The sequence below is a fragment of the Vibrio qingdaonensis genome (genome assembly GCF_026191675.1).
GTDB classification, from domain to species: domain Bacteria; phylum Pseudomonadota; class Gammaproteobacteria; order Enterobacterales; family Vibrionaceae; genus Vibrio; species Vibrio qingdaonensis.
Map to the genome: position 1 here is coordinate 14,885 of NZ_JAKRRY010000027.1, position 17,714 is coordinate 32,598.

The window sequence follows — 17,714 nt, forward strand, 5'->3', positions numbered from 1 at the left end:
TTTTAACGTCAGGCAGCTAATAATAGCGGCCTGTTTTTTTTGTGATTTGCCTTCCTTTTTGGTCAGAATTTACGAAAAAATCAATAAATTCATCAAATCCTGACAGTTCAAACTGAAATCATCATGCCAAATAAAATTAAGGTTGTTATACCAACAACTCAGGGAAAGACTCAAAAAACGCTACGTCTAGGAAGAAAGCGAACGTATACCGCGATTCTAATAGCTGCTGCTTTTCCCATTGCTTTTGGCTTAGTGAGCTATTCGTATCAACAATCACAGACCGAGCTGACCTCAACAGAAGTCACCGTATCTAGCCTGCAAGCAGAAAACGCCCTACTAGAAGCAAAGCTTGAAGATCAAGTAAACGCCACCCATGACCTTTCTCAAGAGCTCGAAGAGAAGCGTGACGAGCTGCAATTACTTGGCAAACGCGTCAATGATGTAGAAGCAGTACTAGGGCTTGTTGATGAAGAGTTATACGACGCAGAAATGCCACTGGAACAGCGCATTGACGCTGCCGCTATTGATTCAGCCGTGCGTGCAACCATGTTTAGGCTTATCCCAAATGACAGCCCGATGACATATCAGCGAATTAGTTCATCTTATGGCCGTAGAACTAACCCTATCTCCGGAAAAAGACAATTGCATGCAGGCATTGATCTAACCTGTAAAACCGGAGAACAGATCCTAGCCCCTGCCGATGGCGTCGTGGAAACGGTTCGTCCAAGCCGTAAAGGCTATGGCAATTACATGACTATTCGTCACGCTTTTGGTTTTATGAGCTCTTACGCACACCTCAATAGATTTAAAGCTAAGAGTGGCCAATTTGTTCGCAAAGGCGACGTGATCGCGCAATGTGGCAATAGTGGTAACTCTACAGGACCACACTTGCACTACGAAGTTCGCTTTCTAGGCCGTACGCTTAATCCACAGTACCTAATGGACTGGAGCCCAGAGAACTTTGATTATGTATTTGAGAAAGAGAAAAAAGTACAGTGGGCACCACTAGTCGATTTGATCACCAGTGTCGTTAAACTGCAGATTAACTTAACCAATGCACCTTATGTCGATGCCTCAATGAAAACAGCGGGCAACGAAGAGTCTTCATCAGAAGAATCACATACGCATTAAAGGCTAGCGAGCTCACGCAACCACAAATACTAAAAAACGCAGCGTAAGCTGCGTTTTTCTATGTATTCTATGTCGTTAATATTTTTAATAATTAAGCTCGATGAATCGCATCATTGGCTTGTTTAAGTAGATTCTGACTCTCTGACATAAACTGCTGAGAGTAATCACCAAACCACGCACTCACTTGCTCAAACTGCGAAACAAAACCCGCCTTATCTTTGTTATCTAACAAGGTTAACGCTTCACCGAACTGCTGATGGAAACGCTTAATCATCGCAATATTCTCTTCCGATGAAAGAATAATGTCACCGTACAAGTTTGGGTCTTGTGCAAAGAGCCTACCGACCATCGCTAATTCGAGACGGTAAATTGGCGAACTCAATGTCACTAAGGTGTCTAAGTCTGGATTTTCTTTACTCAAATGTAGACCGTAAGCAAACGAGGTAAAGTGGCGGAGAGCTTGGATCAACGTCATGCCATTATCATGCTTATCCGCGTCCATCTGGCACAAGCTGGCTCCCCAGATTTTAAACTGCTGTAGTAGCCACTGGTATTGTTCTTCACCACGACCATCACTGTAAACAATCACCTGCTTCGCCATACTCGGCACATCTGGGCCAAACATCGGGTGTAAACCAACAACAGGGCCTTGATGCACTCGCAACATGGTACTGAGTGGACGTTTTTTCACTGACGTTAAATCACATAATATGCAGTCTTTAGGCAGGCTAGAGAGCTTCTCTATCACACCTTCTGTCAGGTGAATCGGTACCGTCACCACCACCAACCCAGCATCGTCAAGAATCTCATCAGCACGATGCCAATCTTGGCTTCCTAGGATTTTCACTTGGTAACCAGATAGGGCGAACATTTTACCAAACAGTCCACCTAGCTGACCGTTACCACCAACAATCACCACTGAACGTAAATCTGGATTTAAGCATTTAAAGCCAGAGTCTTTTTCGCTCGCATAAGATTCTCGCATCGTACGACGCAGAATATCTTCGATAAGTTGTGGAGGCACCCCCACCTTCTCCGCTTCAGCACGGCGAGAAGCCAACATCGCCGCCTCTCGATCTGGGGCATAAATTGGCAAACCATGTTGGCTTTTTACTTCACCAACTTGCTCGACTAGAGAGAGACGCTGAGCTAAAAGCTCAAGCATCTTCTTGTCAACTTCATCAATTTTGTTACGAAGCGGGGTCAATTCAGCAGACATGGATACGATTATTCCTTAATACGATTTTCCAAGAATGGGACAAGCTCTTTATGAGCATGACGTAATAGTGCCTCAGTTGCATCCCAATTGATACACGCATCGGTGATAGACACGCCATACTGCATTTCACTTAATGGAATATCTGAGCTTTGATTACCTTCATTCAAATGACTCTCTATCATCAGACCGATAATCGACTTATTCCCTTCGCGTATTTGATGTAAGACGTCTTCTGCAACCAACGGCTGACGACGGTAATCTTTACGTGAATTCGCATGACTGCAATCCACCATCAATGATGCATCTAAGTTGTGCTTTGCGAGCTCTTGCTCACATTCATTAACGGAAACTGAATCGTAGTTCGTCTGCTTGCCACCTCGCAATATAACGTGACCATCCACATTCCCTTGTGTCGTCAACAATGCCACTTGCCCTTCTCGGTTAATTCCCATGAAACGGTGGCTCGAAGACGCGGCCTGCATCGCATTAATCGCGGTGGACAAACTGCCATCCGTACCATTTTTAAAACCAATCGGCATAGAAAGGCCACTGGCCATTTCGCGGTGAGTTTGAGACTCCGTAGTACGGGCGCCAATTGCCGCCCACGAGAATGTGTCGGCGAGGTACTGTGGGCTAATGGGATCTAACGCTTCCGTTGCTAGTGGGATATCCATCTCAACAAGATCCGTTAATAGTTCACGCCCAACATGCAAGCCGTGTTCAATATCAAAGGTACCATCCAATTGCGGATCATTGATCAGGCCTTTCCAACCAACGGTGGTACGAGGTTTTTCAAAGTACACGCGCATAACAATGTACAATTGATCATTGAGCTCAGCAGAGAGCGCTTTGAGACGTTTCGCGTATTCTTTAGCGGCGTCAATGTCATGAATCGAGCACGGACCACAAACGACCAATAGTCGATGATCACGTTTGTGGATAATATCAGCAATAGCATCTCGCGACTCTTGAATAAACTTTCTCGCTTTCTCGCTTAGTGGTAACTTCGCTTTTAGTGCTTCAGGCGTGATCAGTACCTGTTCATCGCTAATGTTAATATTACTTAATTCACTCTTCTTCATAACTCTACCTGTACAAATTAATTTACGCCAGACTTGCAGTCACTTCACCCAGCCAGCTAATGAAAACCAATATACTAAAATACAAACGACATGCAAGTGTAAACATTAAAAAACAATTATCGTAAAATTAAATTTACACTCATTATTCGGTATTATTCTTACGGCAGCAGACCGCAACACTTGCAGACTGAAACAAGAGTCGCGCCTCTCCCATCATTTCGGTATACAATATCAATACTTGCACTCTAGGTAACTTTCGATGGACTTAATCCTCTCTTTACTTCAACAGATGTGTGTTTATCTCATGCTCGCATACATGCTGAGTAAAACACCTATTTTCATCCCACTATTTAGCCTGTCGAACCACCTAAGCCATAAGCTCAGTATCTATATCTTGTTCTCTTCATTTTGCATACTTGGCACCTATTTTGGTTTACAAATCAACGATGCAATAGCCAATACTCGCGCTATCGGGGCCGTCATGGGTGGGTTGTTCGGTGGTCCTCTTGTGGGGTTTGCGGTGGGGTTAACAGGAGGAATACACCGTTACACCTTGGGTGGCTTTACCGACCTTGCCTGTACAATCTCAACGACAGCAGAAGGGTTGATTGGCGGAATGGTGCATCTCTATTTCATTAAGAAATCAAAAAAAGAAGCGCTTTTTAATCCTCTTGTTGTTTTCTATGTCACATTTAGCGCCGAAATTATCCAAATGTTGATTATTCTCGCTGTCGCCAAACCTTTCGACCAAGCAGCGTCACTGGTTAGCGACATTGCCGCACCTATGATTATTGCAAATTCGATCGGTGCCGCGCTCTTTATGAGTATCCTACAAGATCGTAAAACCATCTTTGAAGAATACTCCGCAACATTTTCTCGACGCGCTTTAAACATCGCAGAGCGCTCCGTTGGTATCCTTGTGCATGGTTTCAACTCTGAAAATGCCAGTAAGATTGCTCGTATTATCTACGAAGAGACGAAGGTAGGCGCAGTCGCAATAACCGACAATGATAAAATTCTCGCCTTCGTTGGCATCGGTGATGACCACCATAAGCTCAACCGACCTATCTCATCTCAGAGCACATTGGATTCCATTACCGAGAATCGCATCATCTACCTTGATGGTAAAGACAACACATACCAATGTTCCATCTCCCAAGACTGTAAACTTGGTTCTGCACTTATCATCCCCCTTCGTGCAGGGAATAAAGTCATTGGTACCATTAAGCTGTACGAACCCAAACGAAAGCTGTTCTCGACGATAAACATGTCAATGGCTGAAGGTATCGCGCAATTGCTGTCGAGCCAAATCCTCCATGGTGAGTATATTCATAAGCAGACATTACTTAACCAATCAGAGATCAAATTGCTGCATGCACAGGTTAACCCTCACTTTTTGTTTAATGCCCTTAATACGATTAGCGCCATCACTCGTCGTGACCCAGACAAAGCGCGCAGTCTAATTCAGCACCTCTCGCAGTTTTTCCGCAGTAACCTAAAGCAAAATATCGATACCGTATCACTGCATGATGAGCTCTCGCATGTAAACGCCTATCTGACGATCGAGAAAGCTCGATTTACTGACAGACTCACTGTCGATATTGATATCGAACCGTCACTACTCGACCGAAAAGTCCCGAGTTTCACACTGCAACCATTGGTTGAAAATGCTATCAAACATGGTGTTTCCACCAAAATAGAAGGGGGCAGCGTACGAATTTATAGCGTGAAATCAGTGACAGGGCATCGCATTATTGTTGAAGATGACGCTGGAACCTATTGTGCACCCAAAAACGATCATCAAGGACTGGGAATGCAAATCGTCGATAAACGGCTAAGCAACAAATTTGGTCGTGACGCAGCGCTAAAAATTGAGGTAGAAAAAAACACCTACACTCGAATGAGCTTTATTATTCCCGCGCAAGAAAATCACGTTCACACAAGGAACACTGTGACCTCATGACCACTATGACTGCTTTAATAATTGATGATGAGTGCTTTGCCCGCGAAGAGCTCGTTGAGCTGCTGGCCGATATGGAAGGCATTAACGTGATTGATCAGGCAAGCAATGCTATTGAAGGGCTTAAAAAGATTAATAGCCTAAAGCCTGATGTCGTCTTTTTAGACATACAAATGCCACAGATTACCGGCATAGAACTACTAGGAATGTTAGATCCTGACTCCATGCCTAACGTCGTCTTCGTTACGGCCTATGATCAATATGCGGTACAAGCGTTTGAAGACAATGCTTTTGATTACCTGCTTAAACCTATTGATCCTGCGAGGCTCAACAAAACCGTTAATCGATTACTAAAACACGAGCAAAAAACTCACGATCTCGTTCAGTCTATGTCACCTGCGACGTTAGATCAGATCCCTTGTGTCGGACACAACCGAATCGTCATAATTCCGACTTTAGAAGTTGAGTGCGCGTTTAGCGATATTACGGGCGTCCAAGTAAAAACTGCGACACAACAAGCCAATAGTCAACTGTCTCTGAAAATACTCGAAGAAAAAACACCGCTATTGCGTTGCCACCGTCAATATCTTATTAACGTAAAAAGTATAAAAGAGATAAAACTGTTAGAACATGGGCTGGCAGAAATCATCACCCATAGTGACTTCTCTGTTCCTGTAAGTCGGCGCTACCTGAAAAACCTGAAAGAAACATTAGGTTTTCAATAATTTCCACTTTTTGGGGCGCATCTATTTGCCACCACACCCCAAAAAATCATGAACGCTCAAGCTCTTATACTATTAAGATCTCAAGCGTTCATTGCACTATTATTCTACATTCAGCGCTCGTCTGACCCTATCATTAGCGCGTCGCCATTGCTCCGACTTGAATAGTTCCGATAAGTGATAATTTTGCTTACGAAGCATCACCTGCGCTTTAGGTACCGCTGTGATCGGCAAGTTATCTAATACCTCTACAGCTGATTGTCGGTTATTACACATGAGGAGCATATCGCACCCAGCTTGCATGGATCGCAGTGCTCGCTCGGCAGGGCCACCCATTATGGCTGCGCCTTCCATAGATAAATCATCAGAAAAAACAATGCCGTTAAAATTCATTTGCTCTTTTAGCACTGTCTTCAGCCAATAAGGCGAACCACTCGCAGGGTGCTCATCGTAATGAGGATAAACAACATGGGCTGGCATCATCGCATCAAGTAGCCCTGCTTCGATTTGCTGTTTGAATATTAAAATATCTTTTTCAAACAGATCAGTTCGCTCGTCATATGGCGTTTCCAAATGCGAATCAGCAACCACTCCCCCATGACCTGGGAAGTGCTTACCCGTTGTTGCCATACCAGCCTGTTTCATACCAGAAATAAATGCACTACTAAAGCGTATAATACTCGCAATATCTTCACCAAACGCACGGTTACCAATGGCTTTACAAGCGTGCCCTTGGTCCAATACCGGAGCAAAGCTCAAATCAATGTCATGAGCAATAAGCTCCGCCGCCATTAACCAACCCGCTTGCTTAGCTAGCGCCTCGTCACCCAGCTCTGCATAACGTTGCGCCGCTGGTAAGAGCGTAAAGCCTTCTCGAAAACGCTGTACACGACCACCTTCTTGATCAACACCAATAATGATAGGCTTCTTCGCTGCCGCTCGTATTTGACGGTTTAACTCAATGAGCTGCTTTGAGTCATGATAATTGCGAGAAAATAGGATCAAACCTCCAACCGTAGGGTGCTCTAAAACCTCACGATCTTCCGCGCTCAGTTCAAAACCTTCTACATCTAGCCATAACGGTCCCATTAGTTGTCCTCTGCAATTTTATTATCAAATAGGGGTGCGAAAAGATTATTCCGTTTATTTTTGATTTACAATGACTATCGCTAAGTAACGACTGAGTTTTCGCACCAGATAGCAAGGAGTATATCGCGATGAGTCAAGCCGAGTATTATATTGGTGTCATGTCTGGCACGAGCTTAGATGGCGTAGACGTAGCGTTAGTCTCCATTGACGGCCAACAAATCTCTCTGATAGAGACGCACTTTCTTAGCTATCCCGCTCATCTAAAGGCGAGCGTGCTTGCTATGTGTCATGGCCAACAGACTGACTTACGCTCCATTGGTGAGCTCGATCACCAGTTGGGACACTTGTATGCTCAAGCCACGTTGCAACTGCTGCACAACGCTCACTATTCTCCCGAGCAAATCACTGCAATCGGTAATCACGGTCAAACCGTATTTCATCAACCCGATGGTGCATCACCTTTTACCCTTCAATTAGGTGATAACCACTTATTGGCAGCGAAAACAGGCATCAATACTATTGGAGATTTTAGGCGCAGGGATATGGCGCTTGGCGGGCAAGGTGCTCCACTCGTTCCTGCGTTTCACCGCTATCTTTTTGGCGTCAATGCCTCATCACAAGTGATCCTGAATATTGGCGGTATCGCCAACGTGTCGATTCTTCAACCGGATGGTTCTGTTATCGGGTTTGATACCGGGCCAGGTAATACCTTACTGGATACATGGTGCGCAACGCACTTCAACAAAGCCTTTGATATTGATGCTAAAGAAGCAAAAAAAGGTCACGTGAATCAGCCATGGTTGACACAACTCCTGACCGACGAATACCTATCGCGCCCAGCCCCGAAAAGCACTGGCCGTGAATACTTTCATCAAGAGTGGCTCAACCGACAATGTGCTCAACAGACCTCTCCCTTATCGGAGCATGATACGCTAAGAACGCTCACTGAGTTTACCGTACAAACGATTGTCGATGCGCTAACTCCGTATCAAATGGGCACACAGCCGAAATTACTGGTGTGTGGTGGCGGCGCAAACAACCCAATCCTCATGCAGCGCTTAAATGAGCTTCTCACCGATTGGCACGTGGCAAAAACTGACAGCGAAGCCATCAGTGGTGACTATATGGAATCCATGGCGTTTGCATGGTTAGCGCATTGCTACATTCACAGTATCCCCAGCAACTTGCCTTCAGTAACAGGTGCGAGCAAGGCCGTCCCTCTTGGCGTACTTTACTCGGCAAATTAGGAAACATTATGACTAACGACGCACTACTGCACGCCCTCACTCAACTTGTCTCTGAAGGGCGAAATTCAGAAACTATGGATATCGATTTATTATCGAGCCAGGCCATTGTTCAACGCCTCAATCAACAAGATCGTCTCGTACCACTTGCTGTAGAACAAGTCATTCCCGACATTGCCCGCGCAGTAGACACCATTACCCATGCCTTTAAAAATAATGGTCGACTCATTTATATTGGAGCCGGTACCAGTGGACGACTTGGTGTGCTTGACGCCTCTGAATGCCCACCGACTTTCGGGACGTCACCGGATATGGTTGTTGGTATTATCGCGGGCGGCAATGATGCCATGTTTAAAGCAAAAGAAGGCGCGGAAGATGATCCTATGTTGGGACAACGCGATCTTATTAATATCACGCTGACGGCTAATGATGTCGTTGTCGGTATTGCGGCTAGCGGACGAACCCCTTATGTGATTGGTGCACTCGAGTATGCCAATGAGATTGGAGCAGCAACTGTCTCACTATGTTGTAACCCAGATTCGACATTGGCGACTATCGCCTCTATTGCTATTAGCCCGGTTGTGGGACCTGAAGCGCTAACCGGCTCGACAAGACTAAAGTCTGGAACAGCACAAAAGCTGGTGCTAAATATGTTAACGACAGCCAGTATGATCCGTCTTGGTAAAAGCTATGAAAATCTTATGGTGGACGTGAAAGCCACCAATGCGAAATTAATCGCCCGTGCTGCTCGTATCGTCATGCAAGCGACAGATTGTACTGAACACGCTGCCAAGCAAGCATTAAAGGACACCGATCACAATGTTAAACTTACCATCTTAATGCTCCTAACAGGGCTGAACAAACAAGACGCACAACAGCAGTTAATGGAAAAAGAAGGCTTCTTACGAAAGGCCGTCAACGCCAATACAAATACTTCCAACACGAAGACTTCTCAAGACTGATAAGCGCCCGGCCTCAAGCCAGATTATGCGCTAAAAAAACAACCTACCGCTGAAAGAGTAATGGGACCATTAGGTCCCATTACTCTTTCAAATTGAGGCTTAATTCGAGTACTCGCTCCAACCGCGCTGCCATTCCATGCGAAAGCGCTGTGCGTCGGGAAGCCCTTCACAAGCGCCGGTATAATACTGCCCAGAAAGACCAATCTGATAAGCAAAATCCGCATCACAAAACTCAATGACACCGATTTGATAGCCACGTTCATATTCGGCATGGTTCGCAGGGCCTAGCTCTTGTAACGCAGAGTACGTGCGAGGTAGTTGCCCTCTGACACCATCTTGATACCCTATTTTATTCCAGCTTCCCTGCTTGGCGAGCTCTTCAATACCATTGGCGCACCCAAATAATAATAACCCAGCAAGTACAGTAATAATGGCTTTCATCGTCATCCTTTTGTATCACATATGAATGCTGACACAATGCCAGTATTCCTTTAAGAAAGCCACTGTTGACAAGCTTTAGTGATGCAACTCACGCTTCTCTACGACCGCTCACCCTATTATTTCGACCTCTTAAGCCGTCATAAAACCACTTAACCTAGCTATTGACCACTTAATCAGCTATTACACCACTCACCGAATAACAACCAACCCCGTCCATCAAGTCACGTTATCATCCCCTATAGATTTTAATACAATTACAAACAAAGGATAACAAACTATGTTGTGGTTCTTAACCTGCGTTGCCGCACTGATTGGCGGTTATTTTCTTTACGGCGCTTTTATCGAGAAAGTGTTTGGCATTAACGAAAAGCGTCAAACTCCGGCACATACCAAAGCTGACGGCGTCGACTACGTTCCAATGTCGACAAAGAAAGTATACTTAGTTCAACTTCTCAACATTGCAGGTGTGGGTCCAATATTTGGTCCAATTATGGGTGCGCTCTATGGTCCTGCTGCGATGCTTTGGATTGTACTTGGCTGTATCTTTGCTGGCGCAGTGCATGATTACTTCTCTGGCATGCTGTCTATTCGCAACGGCGGCGCTTCCGTACCCACTATCACAGGTCGATACCTAGGCAATGGCGCCAAACATTTTATGAACATTTTTGCCATTGTCCTGCTATTGCTCGTCGGTGTCGTGTTTGTCTCAGCCCCTGCTGGCATGATCACCAACTTGGTCAATGACCAATTTGATATGTCAATGAGCATGACGACCATGGTTATCGCCATTTTTGCTTATTACATCATCGCAACCATTGTTCCTGTTGATAAAATCATTGGTCGCTTCTACCCACTGTTTGGCGCTCTGCTTATCTTTATGTCTGTTGGTCTAATTACTGCCGTAGCGATGTCCAGTGAGCACACAGTCATGGGCAACTTTGAAATCAGCGACATGTTTAGCAATATGAATCCGAATGACTTGCCATTATGGCCTGCGCTATTCATCACTATTGCTTGTGGTGCTATTTCAGGCTTCCACGCAACGCAGTCTCCATTAATGGCTCGCTGTATGGAAAATGAGAAGAACGGCCGCTTTGTTTTCTACGGAGCGATGATTGGTGAAGGTATTATCGCACTTATCTGGTGTGCACTTGCGTTGTCGTTCTTTGGTTCAGTCGATTCATTAGCAGAAGCCGTGAAAAATGGCGGCCCAGGTAATGTTGTCTACAGCGCTTCATTTGGCCTACTCGGTGTGTTTGGCGGCATCCTAGCCTTCCTAGGTGTGGTTATCTTACCGATTACCTCTGGTGATACCGCTTTCCGCTCTAGCCGTCTTATCCTTGCTGAATACTTCAACATGGAACAGAAGACGCTGCGTAACCGCCTGCTCATGGCACTGCCATTATTTGTTATCGGCGGCATCTTGACTCAAGTGGACTTCGGTATAATCTGGCGCTACTTCGGCTTTGCTAACCAAACAACAGCGGTAATGATGCTGTGGACGGCTTCCGCTTACTTGCTACGTCACAACAAACTGCACTGGGTAACGACGGTTCCAGCCATGTTTATGACAACGGTTGTTATCACTTTCATCCTGAATAACAGCACGCTAGGCTTTGGACTACCAATGCAGCTATCCACCATCCTTGGTATCGTAGGTTCACTTTCTATCACTGCATACGTGATTAAGAAGTCGAAAGGAAAAGGCGATATTGAAGCTGAGGAAGAAGAAAAACCACAAGGTAAAGCTGAAACAGCCTAAGCCTTATAGCGCTTCCCCCTAAAGACGCTATTCAATCCGAGTCCAGTTTATGGGCTCGGATTTTTTGTATGCGATACCCCGTGATTGCATTTCTATACCACCAGTAATAAAAAACCCCAACTGTAGTACAGTTGGGGCCCGTTCAACGTATTCAAAACTTGATGTTAATCGATTTGCTTAATCTGCAACTCTCTTGGCACTTCAAAGAACATGTTCTCTTCACGACCCAAGACCTCTTCAACATCGCTCGCCCCTAAATCTCGAATACGATCGATAATTTGATTGACCAGCTCTTCCGGCGCCGAAGCTCCAGCTGTCACGCCAACAATTGCCTTGCCTTCAAACCATTCAGCTTCAATAAGGTCTGCGGTATCGGTCAAATAAGCTGGAGTGCCTAACTTTTCCGCTAGCTCTTTTAAGCGAGTCGAGTTAGATGAATTCGTTGAGCCCACAACAACCATCACATCCACCGCTTCAGCTAATTCACGTACCGCATCTTGACGGTTTTGAGTGGCATAACAGATATCATCTTTACGTGGTCCTTGGATCTCTGGGAAGACTTCTCGCAGGCGCTCAATCACATCGGCGGTTTCATCAACAGACAGCGTAGTTTGACTCACATAGTGCAAGTTACTTGGATCATTGACTTGCAATAAATCAACATCCGCTGGGCGCTCAACTAAATACATACCGCCTGTGCTGCTGGCATACTGCCCCATCGTCCCTTCAACTTCCGGGTGCCCGGCATGACCAATAAGCACCACTTCCATATTCTTACGGCTCGCACGAGCTACTTCCATATGTACTTTTGTCACCAACGGGCAGGTCGCGTCAAAGACCGTGAGCTCACGCTCTTTCGCTTCTTTACGAACAGCCTGCGAAACGCCATGTGCCGAAAAAATAACGATATTGTCATCAGGTACTTCCGCTAACTCCTCGACAAACACGGCTCCACGTTGCTTAAGACCTTCAACAACAAAACGGTTATGAACCACTTCATGGCGAACATAAATCGGTGGCTGATATAGCTCAAGCGCGCGCTCTACGATACTAATTGCTCTATCGACCCCAGCACAAAAGCCGCGTGGATTTGCTAATTTAATTTTCATGTTATTACTCATCAGTACACACCGATTTTTGCTTATTTTTTTAAAAAACAGGGCGACGAAACGTTATTCTACAGTGAGAATCTCGACTTCAAATGTTACATCTTGTCCTGCAAGCGGATGATTAAAATCCACCGTCACAGAGTCACCAGCAATGTCAGTAATAATGCCAGGGATCTCCATCCCATCAGGACCAGAAAAGGCCATTATTGTACCGACTTCAACCTCAGAGTCACCCACAAACTTAGCTCGATCCATATGGTGGATGTTATCTGGATTTGGCAGACCAAACGCGTCTTCAGCTTTTAGCTCTATCGCTTGCTGATCTGTTTCAGCCATTCCAATCAAACACTGCTCAAAATTTTCACTCAAGCTACCATCACCAATCACAAGCTTCGCGGGCTTACCCATGTTATGAGTGCTATCTGCGACGGAGCCATCTTTAAGTTTAATGGTGAAATGCAGCGTTACTGCGCTATCTTGCTTTATTGTTGTCACGTTACGGCTTCCTTGTAATCAAGCGCTTATTATCAAACGACTTACTTTCAAAATTACTGTTATCAAACGCTGTTATATAAAAAAGCGCCGTACGAATCAACGTACAGCGCTTAAGGTTATTCAAATTATGTCACTAACTCGGCTGTTTTTTGCGGAAACTGTCGAGAATAATCAGGCCCGCACCAATACAAATGGTCATATCAGCCAGATTAAAAGCTGGCCAGTGGTACGTTCCCCAGTAAAAATCTAGGTAATCTACGACATAACCATGTACTACGCGGTCAAATACGTTGCCAACAGCGCCGCCAATAATCATGGCGTAAGCAATGTTGTTCCACTTTTCCGTTGCCGGTAGTTTGCTCATCCAGTAGGTCAGCATTCCTGTCACAACAAAAGCGATGCCAGTAAAGAACCAGCGCTGCCAACCTGCTTGGTCACTTAAAAAGCTAAATGCAGCGCCGTAGTTATGAACATATAAGAGGTTGAAAAATGGCAATATCTCAATACGATTTGCCCATCCATACCCCATACTGTCCATCACAACTAACTTGATAGCAATATCAGCAACGAAGATGAGTGCCGCTAGCCATAGCCAGCGGACTCCAGATTGTTTTAATGAAAACGTCTGCTCTGTCATTATATCGTTTAGGCGAACTTACGAACTTCGCCTTCACCTTCTACGTTAGTCACACAACGACCACAAATTTCTTCATGACCAGCAATGGTGCCAACATCAGGCGTGTGGTGCCAGCAACGATCACATTTCTTAGCTTCCGTCGCCGCGACTTCAACGAACAAACCTTCAACATCTGTACTGTGTGCTGCCTGTGATTTTTCACTCAACGGCTTCACTTGCGCTTTCGAAGTCAGAAGAACAAATCGTAGCTCATCTTCTAGCTTGTTGATCGTCGTTGCTAAAGCATCATCAGCAAAAATAGTCACTTCTGCTTGCAGTGAACCACCAATAGTTTTCTCTTTACGAGCGTCTTCTAACAGCTTGTTCACACTGCCACGAACCGCTTGAATTTGAGTCCAAAACTCATTGTTCAGCTCTTCACCTTCAGCAAGGTCAAACAGACCTTCATACCACTCGCCAGTGAATACAAATTTATCACGAGCGCCTGGCATTTCGTTCCAGATTTCATCTGCAGTAAATGACATGATTGGCGCCATCCAACGAACAAGCGCTTCAACAATGTAGTAAAGCGCACTTTGACAGCTGCGTTGAGCGTGACCGCCCTGCTTTGCTGTGTATTGGCGATCTTTAATCACATCCAGGTAGAAAGAACCCATTTCGATGGAGCAGAACTGCATAAGACGTTGAGTCACACCGTGAGTGTTGTATTCACCGTAAGCTTTAACAATCTCTTCTTGCGCCGCAAATGCACGACCCACAGCCCAGCGATCCAACGCCACCATTTCTTCAGCAGGCACCAAGTCGGTCTCAGGGTTGAAACCGTTTAGGTTAGCCAGGAAGAAACGTGCTGTGTTACGAATACGACGGTACGCATCCGCAGAGCGCTTAAGGATTTCATCAGAAACCGCGACTTCACCAGTGTAGTCCGTTGAAGCAACCCATAAGCGAAGGATATCAGCACCAAGCTTGTTAGTGACATCTTTCGGTGCCACAACGTTACCGATGGATTTAGACATCTTACGTCCATTACCATCAACAACGAAGCCGTGCGTTAGCACTTCTTTGTAAGGTGCTTCGTCTTTCATCGCAATGGATGAAATTAATGAAGACTGGAACCAACCACGGTGTTGATCTGAACCTTCTAGGTAAAGATCGGCACTGTGACCGTTGTACTCTTCGCGAGAATCCACGACCGAGTAGTGCGTCACGCCTGAATCAAACCATACGTCTAGCGTATCCAATACTTTTTCGTATTTATCAGCGTCTTCAGCACTCATCAGCTCTGCAGGATCAACATCCCACCACGCTTGAATGCCTTTTTCTTCAACTAATTTAGCCACTTTCTCGATAAGAGCTGGGCTCTCCGGGTGTAGTTCTGCAGTTTCTTTGTGAACAAACAGAGCAATTGGCACACCCCAAGTACGCTGACGAGAGATACACCACTCAGGGCGACCTTCAATCATACCTTCAATACGGCTTTGACCCCATTCAGGCATCCACTCAACATTCTTAATCGACTCTAGTGCTTTAGCACGCAGACCGGCTTGATCCATTGAAATGAACCACTGTGGTGTTGCACGGAAGATGATTGGTGTTTTATGTCTCCAACAATGCGGGTAGCTGTGCTCATACGCGTGATGGTGCAATAACGCGCCTTTCTCTTTTAGTACTTCCAACACAGAGTCGTTCGCTTTAAAGACATGCTGACCCGCAAAGAGCTCTGTATCAGGCAAATACACACCGTTAGAGCCAACAGGGTTCGCCACTTCTAAACCGTATTTTTTACCCACAACAAAGTCTTCTTGGCCGTGACCCGGTGCCGTATGAACGACACCAGTACCAGAATCTGTCGTTACGTGTTCACCAAGAATTGCAGGAACCGTAAAGTCGTAAAACGGGTGATTAAACTGCGCTAATTCAAGATCTTCACCTTTAGCAAAGCCAAGGTTGTGGAAGTGCTCAATACCCGCACGATCCATTACATCTTTCGCAAGTTCAGATGCCACGATGATACGTTGTTCTTGTTGTTCACCTTTGGCTTCAACTTGAACCAATACATACTCTAAATCGTCGCGTAAACAAACCGCACGGTTAGCCGGCAGCGTCCATGGCGTCGTTGTCCAAATAACAATCGACAACTCACCTTGACCAGCATGGCCTTCCGCTAAAGTAAATTTATCAAGCACAGCAGCTTCATCAGCAGCGGTAAATTTCACATCAATCGACGGAGAAACTTTATCTTTATACTCAACTTCTGCTTCAGCCAGTGCTGAACCACAATCCGTACACCAGTGAACGGGCTTAAAGCCTTTCAACAAGTGACCGTTGTCGGCAATTTTGCCTAACGCACGAATGATGTTCGCTTCGGTGCCAAAGTCCATCGTGCGGTAAGGTTTATCCCACTCGCCCATGATACCCAGACGCTTAAAGCTCTCTTTCTGACCTTCAACCTGTCCTGCAGCATACTTGCGGCATTCTTCGCGAAATTCAGACGCTGAAATTTTCTGACCAGGCTTGCCTTTTTTCTTCTCTACCATCAATTCGATAGGAAGACCATGACAATCCCACCCCGGAATGTAAGGCGCATCAAAACCAGAAAGGGTTTTCGATTTAATAATAATGTCTTTAAGAATCTTGTTCAGTGCGTGGCCGATATGAATATCGCCGTTCGCGTATGGAGGGCCATCATGTAAAACAAATGACTTTTTGCCTTTTTTAGCCTTACGGATTTCACCGTAAAGATCTTCTTTATACCAACGCTTCAGCATCTCTGGCTCACGATTAGCCAAATTACCGCGCATAGGAAACCCTGTTTCAGGTAGGTTCAGGGTATCTTTATACTCACTCATCGATTCTTAATTCCGTTGTATTGGGCGACAGTTAGACATTATGTTAGCGGTGGAATCTTCCACTAACCCATACACTGAAGTAGCCACACCCTTGCGACTTCAGCATCCAATTCTATTTGCTGTTTTAACAGCTGCAATGAGCCAAATTTCTTCTCATTACGTATCTTATGAAGCAATGCGACTTCAATTTGCTTTCCGTAAAGATCGCCATCAAAGTCAAACACATGCACTTCTAAATCTTGCTTAGTACCATTGACGGTTGGTTTATTCCCGATGTTAGCTATGCCACCTCGCGGTGTAGAGTCTACCCCCATCACCTGCACGGCATAGACACCACTTACGGGTGAAACATGGCGCTTCAAAGAAACATTAGCCGTTGGAAACCCAAAGTCACGTGCTAATTTTTGACCATGAGCAACACGACCCGATAAGGTATAGTGCCGCCCCAACATTTTTGCACTCGCATCAAGCTCATCATTCGCTAATGCGTGACGAATCGCCGTACTGCTTACTCGCGCCTCACCGACACGAAAACTATGTGTATTGACGACCTCAAAGCCAAACTGTTCTCCAGCTTGCTTAAGCATGTCAAAGTTACCTAGTCGGCCTTTACCAAACCGAAAATCATCACCAATTACCAAATACTTAACACCGAGCTTATCCACCAATAAATCACGTACGAATGATTCTGGTGACAAATCCGCAAAGTGACGATTGAAGTTAACACAAAGCAAACGATCTATATCCATTTGCTCAAGCAGTTCAAATTTATCACGTAAGCGTGTTAACCGCGCCGGTGCTTTATCTTTGGCAAATAACTCCATCGGTTGTGGTTCAAATGTCATTACAACAGAAGGCAAATTCAAAAGCTGAGCTTTCTCCTTTACCTGTTCGAGCACACGTTGGTGACCTAAATGTACACCATCGAAATTACCAATCGTCAACACACAGCCATGATGTTGACCTTTTAGGTTGTGGATGCCTCGAATAAGTTCCATGAAACGACTAAACC

Annotated in this window: 14 protein-coding genes and 1 pseudogene; 6 read left to right on the forward strand and 9 right to left on the reverse strand. The window is 45.3% G+C overall.

From position 1 onward, the window contains the following. The first annotated feature begins 123 nt into the window (after window positions 1-123). Window positions 124-1,131, forward strand: coding sequence for a M23 family metallopeptidase (locus tag MD535_RS17820; RefSeq protein WP_265676389.1), 1,008 nt, complete (start codon window positions 124-126; stop codon window positions 1,129-1,131). A gap of 91 nt (window positions 1,132-1,222) precedes the next feature. Here the strand turns inward: MD535_RS17820 and tyrA are convergent, their stop codons facing one another. Continuing rightward, window positions 1,223-2,350, reverse strand: a complete 1,128-nt coding sequence (tyrA, locus tag MD535_RS17825) for a bifunctional chorismate mutase/prephenate dehydrogenase (protein WP_265676390.1) — start codon at window positions 2,348-2,350, stop codon at window positions 1,223-1,225. Window positions 2,351-2,358: 8 nt separating this feature from the next. Next, window positions 2,359-3,432, reverse strand: coding sequence for a 3-deoxy-7-phosphoheptulonate synthase (locus MD535_RS17830; RefSeq protein ID WP_265676391.1), 1,074 nt, complete (start codon window positions 3,430-3,432; stop codon window positions 2,359-2,361). A 316-nt stretch (window positions 3,433-3,748) separates the two neighbouring features. On the opposite strand from MD535_RS17830, the pseudogene MD535_RS17835 reads away from it, so the two are divergent. Beyond that, window positions 3,749-5,011, forward strand: a pseudogene (locus MD535_RS17835) (LytS/YhcK type 5TM receptor domain-containing protein); the annotation flags it as partial. Between the two features lie 380 nt (window positions 5,012-5,391). Beyond that, window positions 5,392-6,117, forward strand: coding sequence for a two-component system response regulator BtsR (gene btsR / locus MD535_RS17840; protein WP_265676393.1), 726 nt, complete (start codon window positions 5,392-5,394; stop codon window positions 6,115-6,117). A gap of 99 nt (window positions 6,118-6,216) precedes the next feature. Here the strand turns inward: btsR and nagZ are convergent, their stop codons facing one another. Beyond that, complete coding sequence (gene nagZ, locus MD535_RS17845) at window positions 6,217-7,203, reverse strand: beta-N-acetylhexosaminidase (protein ID WP_265676394.1); 987 nt, start codon at window positions 7,201-7,203, stop codon at window positions 6,217-6,219. A 128-nt stretch (window positions 7,204-7,331) separates the two neighbouring features. On the opposite strand from nagZ, the gene MD535_RS17850 reads away from it, so the two are divergent. Next, on the forward strand, window positions 7,332-8,450 hold the full coding sequence (locus tag MD535_RS17850) for an anhydro-N-acetylmuramic acid kinase (protein WP_265676395.1): 1,119 nt from the start codon (window positions 7,332-7,334) through the stop codon (window positions 8,448-8,450). An 8-nt stretch (window positions 8,451-8,458) separates the two neighbouring features. Then, complete coding sequence (murQ, locus tag MD535_RS17855; protein ID WP_265676396.1) at window positions 8,459-9,409, forward strand: N-acetylmuramic acid 6-phosphate etherase; 951 nt, start codon at window positions 8,459-8,461, stop codon at window positions 9,407-9,409. Window positions 9,410-9,508: 99 nt separating this feature from the next. On the opposite strand, the gene MD535_RS17860 is transcribed toward murQ, so the two are convergent. Then, window positions 9,509-9,850 (reverse strand): DUF2799 domain-containing protein, encoded by a 342-nt coding sequence (locus MD535_RS17860; RefSeq protein ID WP_265676397.1) that lies wholly within the window; start codon window positions 9,848-9,850, stop codon window positions 9,509-9,511. A 277-nt stretch (window positions 9,851-10,127) separates the two neighbouring features. On the opposite strand from MD535_RS17860, the gene MD535_RS17865 reads away from it, so the two are divergent. Next, window positions 10,128-11,612: a carbon starvation CstA family protein gene (locus tag MD535_RS17865; protein ID WP_265676398.1), complete on the forward strand. Its 1,485-nt coding sequence runs from the start codon at window positions 10,128-10,130 to the stop codon at window positions 11,610-11,612. A gap of 164 nt (window positions 11,613-11,776) precedes the next feature. Here MD535_RS17865 and ispH read toward each other — a convergent pair whose 3' ends face one another. The 5 genes from ispH to ribF all read right to left on the reverse strand — a co-directional run bounded on the left by ispH (window position 11,777) and on the right by ribF (window position 17,700). Then, on the reverse strand, window positions 11,777-12,733 hold the full coding sequence (gene ispH, locus MD535_RS17870; RefSeq protein WP_265676399.1) for a 4-hydroxy-3-methylbut-2-enyl diphosphate reductase: 957 nt from the start codon (window positions 12,731-12,733) through the stop codon (window positions 11,777-11,779). Between the two features lie 51 nt (window positions 12,734-12,784). Beyond that, complete coding sequence (gene fkpB / locus MD535_RS17875; RefSeq protein WP_265676400.1) at window positions 12,785-13,216, reverse strand: FKBP-type peptidyl-prolyl cis-trans isomerase; 432 nt, start codon at window positions 13,214-13,216, stop codon at window positions 12,785-12,787. Window positions 13,217-13,349: 133 nt separating this feature from the next. Further along, window positions 13,350-13,853 (reverse strand): signal peptidase II, encoded by a 504-nt coding sequence (lspA, locus tag MD535_RS17880; RefSeq protein ID WP_250617531.1) that lies wholly within the window; start codon window positions 13,851-13,853, stop codon window positions 13,350-13,352. An 8-nt stretch (window positions 13,854-13,861) separates the two neighbouring features. Then, the gene (gene ileS, locus MD535_RS17885) at window positions 13,862-16,702 is read right to left on the reverse strand and encodes an isoleucine--tRNA ligase (protein WP_265676402.1); all 2,841 of its coding nucleotides are present in this window, start codon (window positions 16,700-16,702) and stop codon (window positions 13,862-13,864) included. Between the two features lie 62 nt (window positions 16,703-16,764). After that, window positions 16,765-17,700 (reverse strand): bifunctional riboflavin kinase/FAD synthetase, encoded by a 936-nt coding sequence (gene ribF, locus MD535_RS17890; RefSeq protein ID WP_265676403.1) that lies wholly within the window; start codon window positions 17,698-17,700, stop codon window positions 16,765-16,767. Window positions 17,701-17,714 lie beyond the last annotated feature (14 nt).

Coding starts and splice junctions, on each gene's coding strand:
- MD535_RS17820 (WP_265676389.1), top strand. CDS start 124: ATGCCAAATAAAATTAAGGTTGTTATACCAACAACTCAGGGAAAGACT.
- tyrA (WP_265676390.1), bottom strand. CDS start 2,350: ATGTCTGCTGAATTGACCCCGCTTCGTAACAAAATTGATGAAGTTGAC.
- MD535_RS17830 (WP_265676391.1), bottom strand. CDS start 3,432: ATGAAGAAGAGTGAATTAAGTAATATTAACATTAGCGATGAACAGGTA.
- btsR (WP_265676393.1), top strand. CDS start 5,392: ATGACCACTATGACTGCTTTAATAATTGATGATGAGTGCTTTGCCCGC.
- nagZ (WP_265676394.1), bottom strand. CDS start 7,203: ATGGGACCGTTATGGCTAGATGTAGAAGGTTTTGAACTGAGCGCGGAA.
- MD535_RS17850 (WP_265676395.1), top strand. CDS start 7,332: ATGAGTCAAGCCGAGTATTATATTGGTGTCATGTCTGGCACGAGCTTA.
- murQ (WP_265676396.1), top strand. CDS start 8,459: ATGACTAACGACGCACTACTGCACGCCCTCACTCAACTTGTCTCTGAA.
- MD535_RS17860 (WP_265676397.1), bottom strand. CDS start 9,850: ATGAAAGCCATTATTACTGTACTTGCTGGGTTATTATTATTTGGGTGC.
- MD535_RS17865 (WP_265676398.1), top strand. CDS start 10,128: ATGTTGTGGTTCTTAACCTGCGTTGCCGCACTGATTGGCGGTTATTTT.
- ispH (WP_265676399.1), bottom strand. CDS start 12,733: ATGAGTAATAACATGAAAATTAAATTAGCAAATCCACGCGGCTTTTGT.
- lspA (WP_250617531.1), bottom strand. CDS start 13,853: ATGACAGAGCAGACGTTTTCATTAAAACAATCTGGAGTCCGCTGGCTA.
- ileS (WP_265676402.1), bottom strand. CDS start 16,702: ATGAGTGAGTATAAAGATACCCTGAACCTACCTGAAACAGGGTTTCCT.
- ribF (WP_265676403.1), bottom strand. CDS start 17,700: ATGGAACTTATTCGAGGCATCCACAACCTAAAAGGTCAACATCATGGC.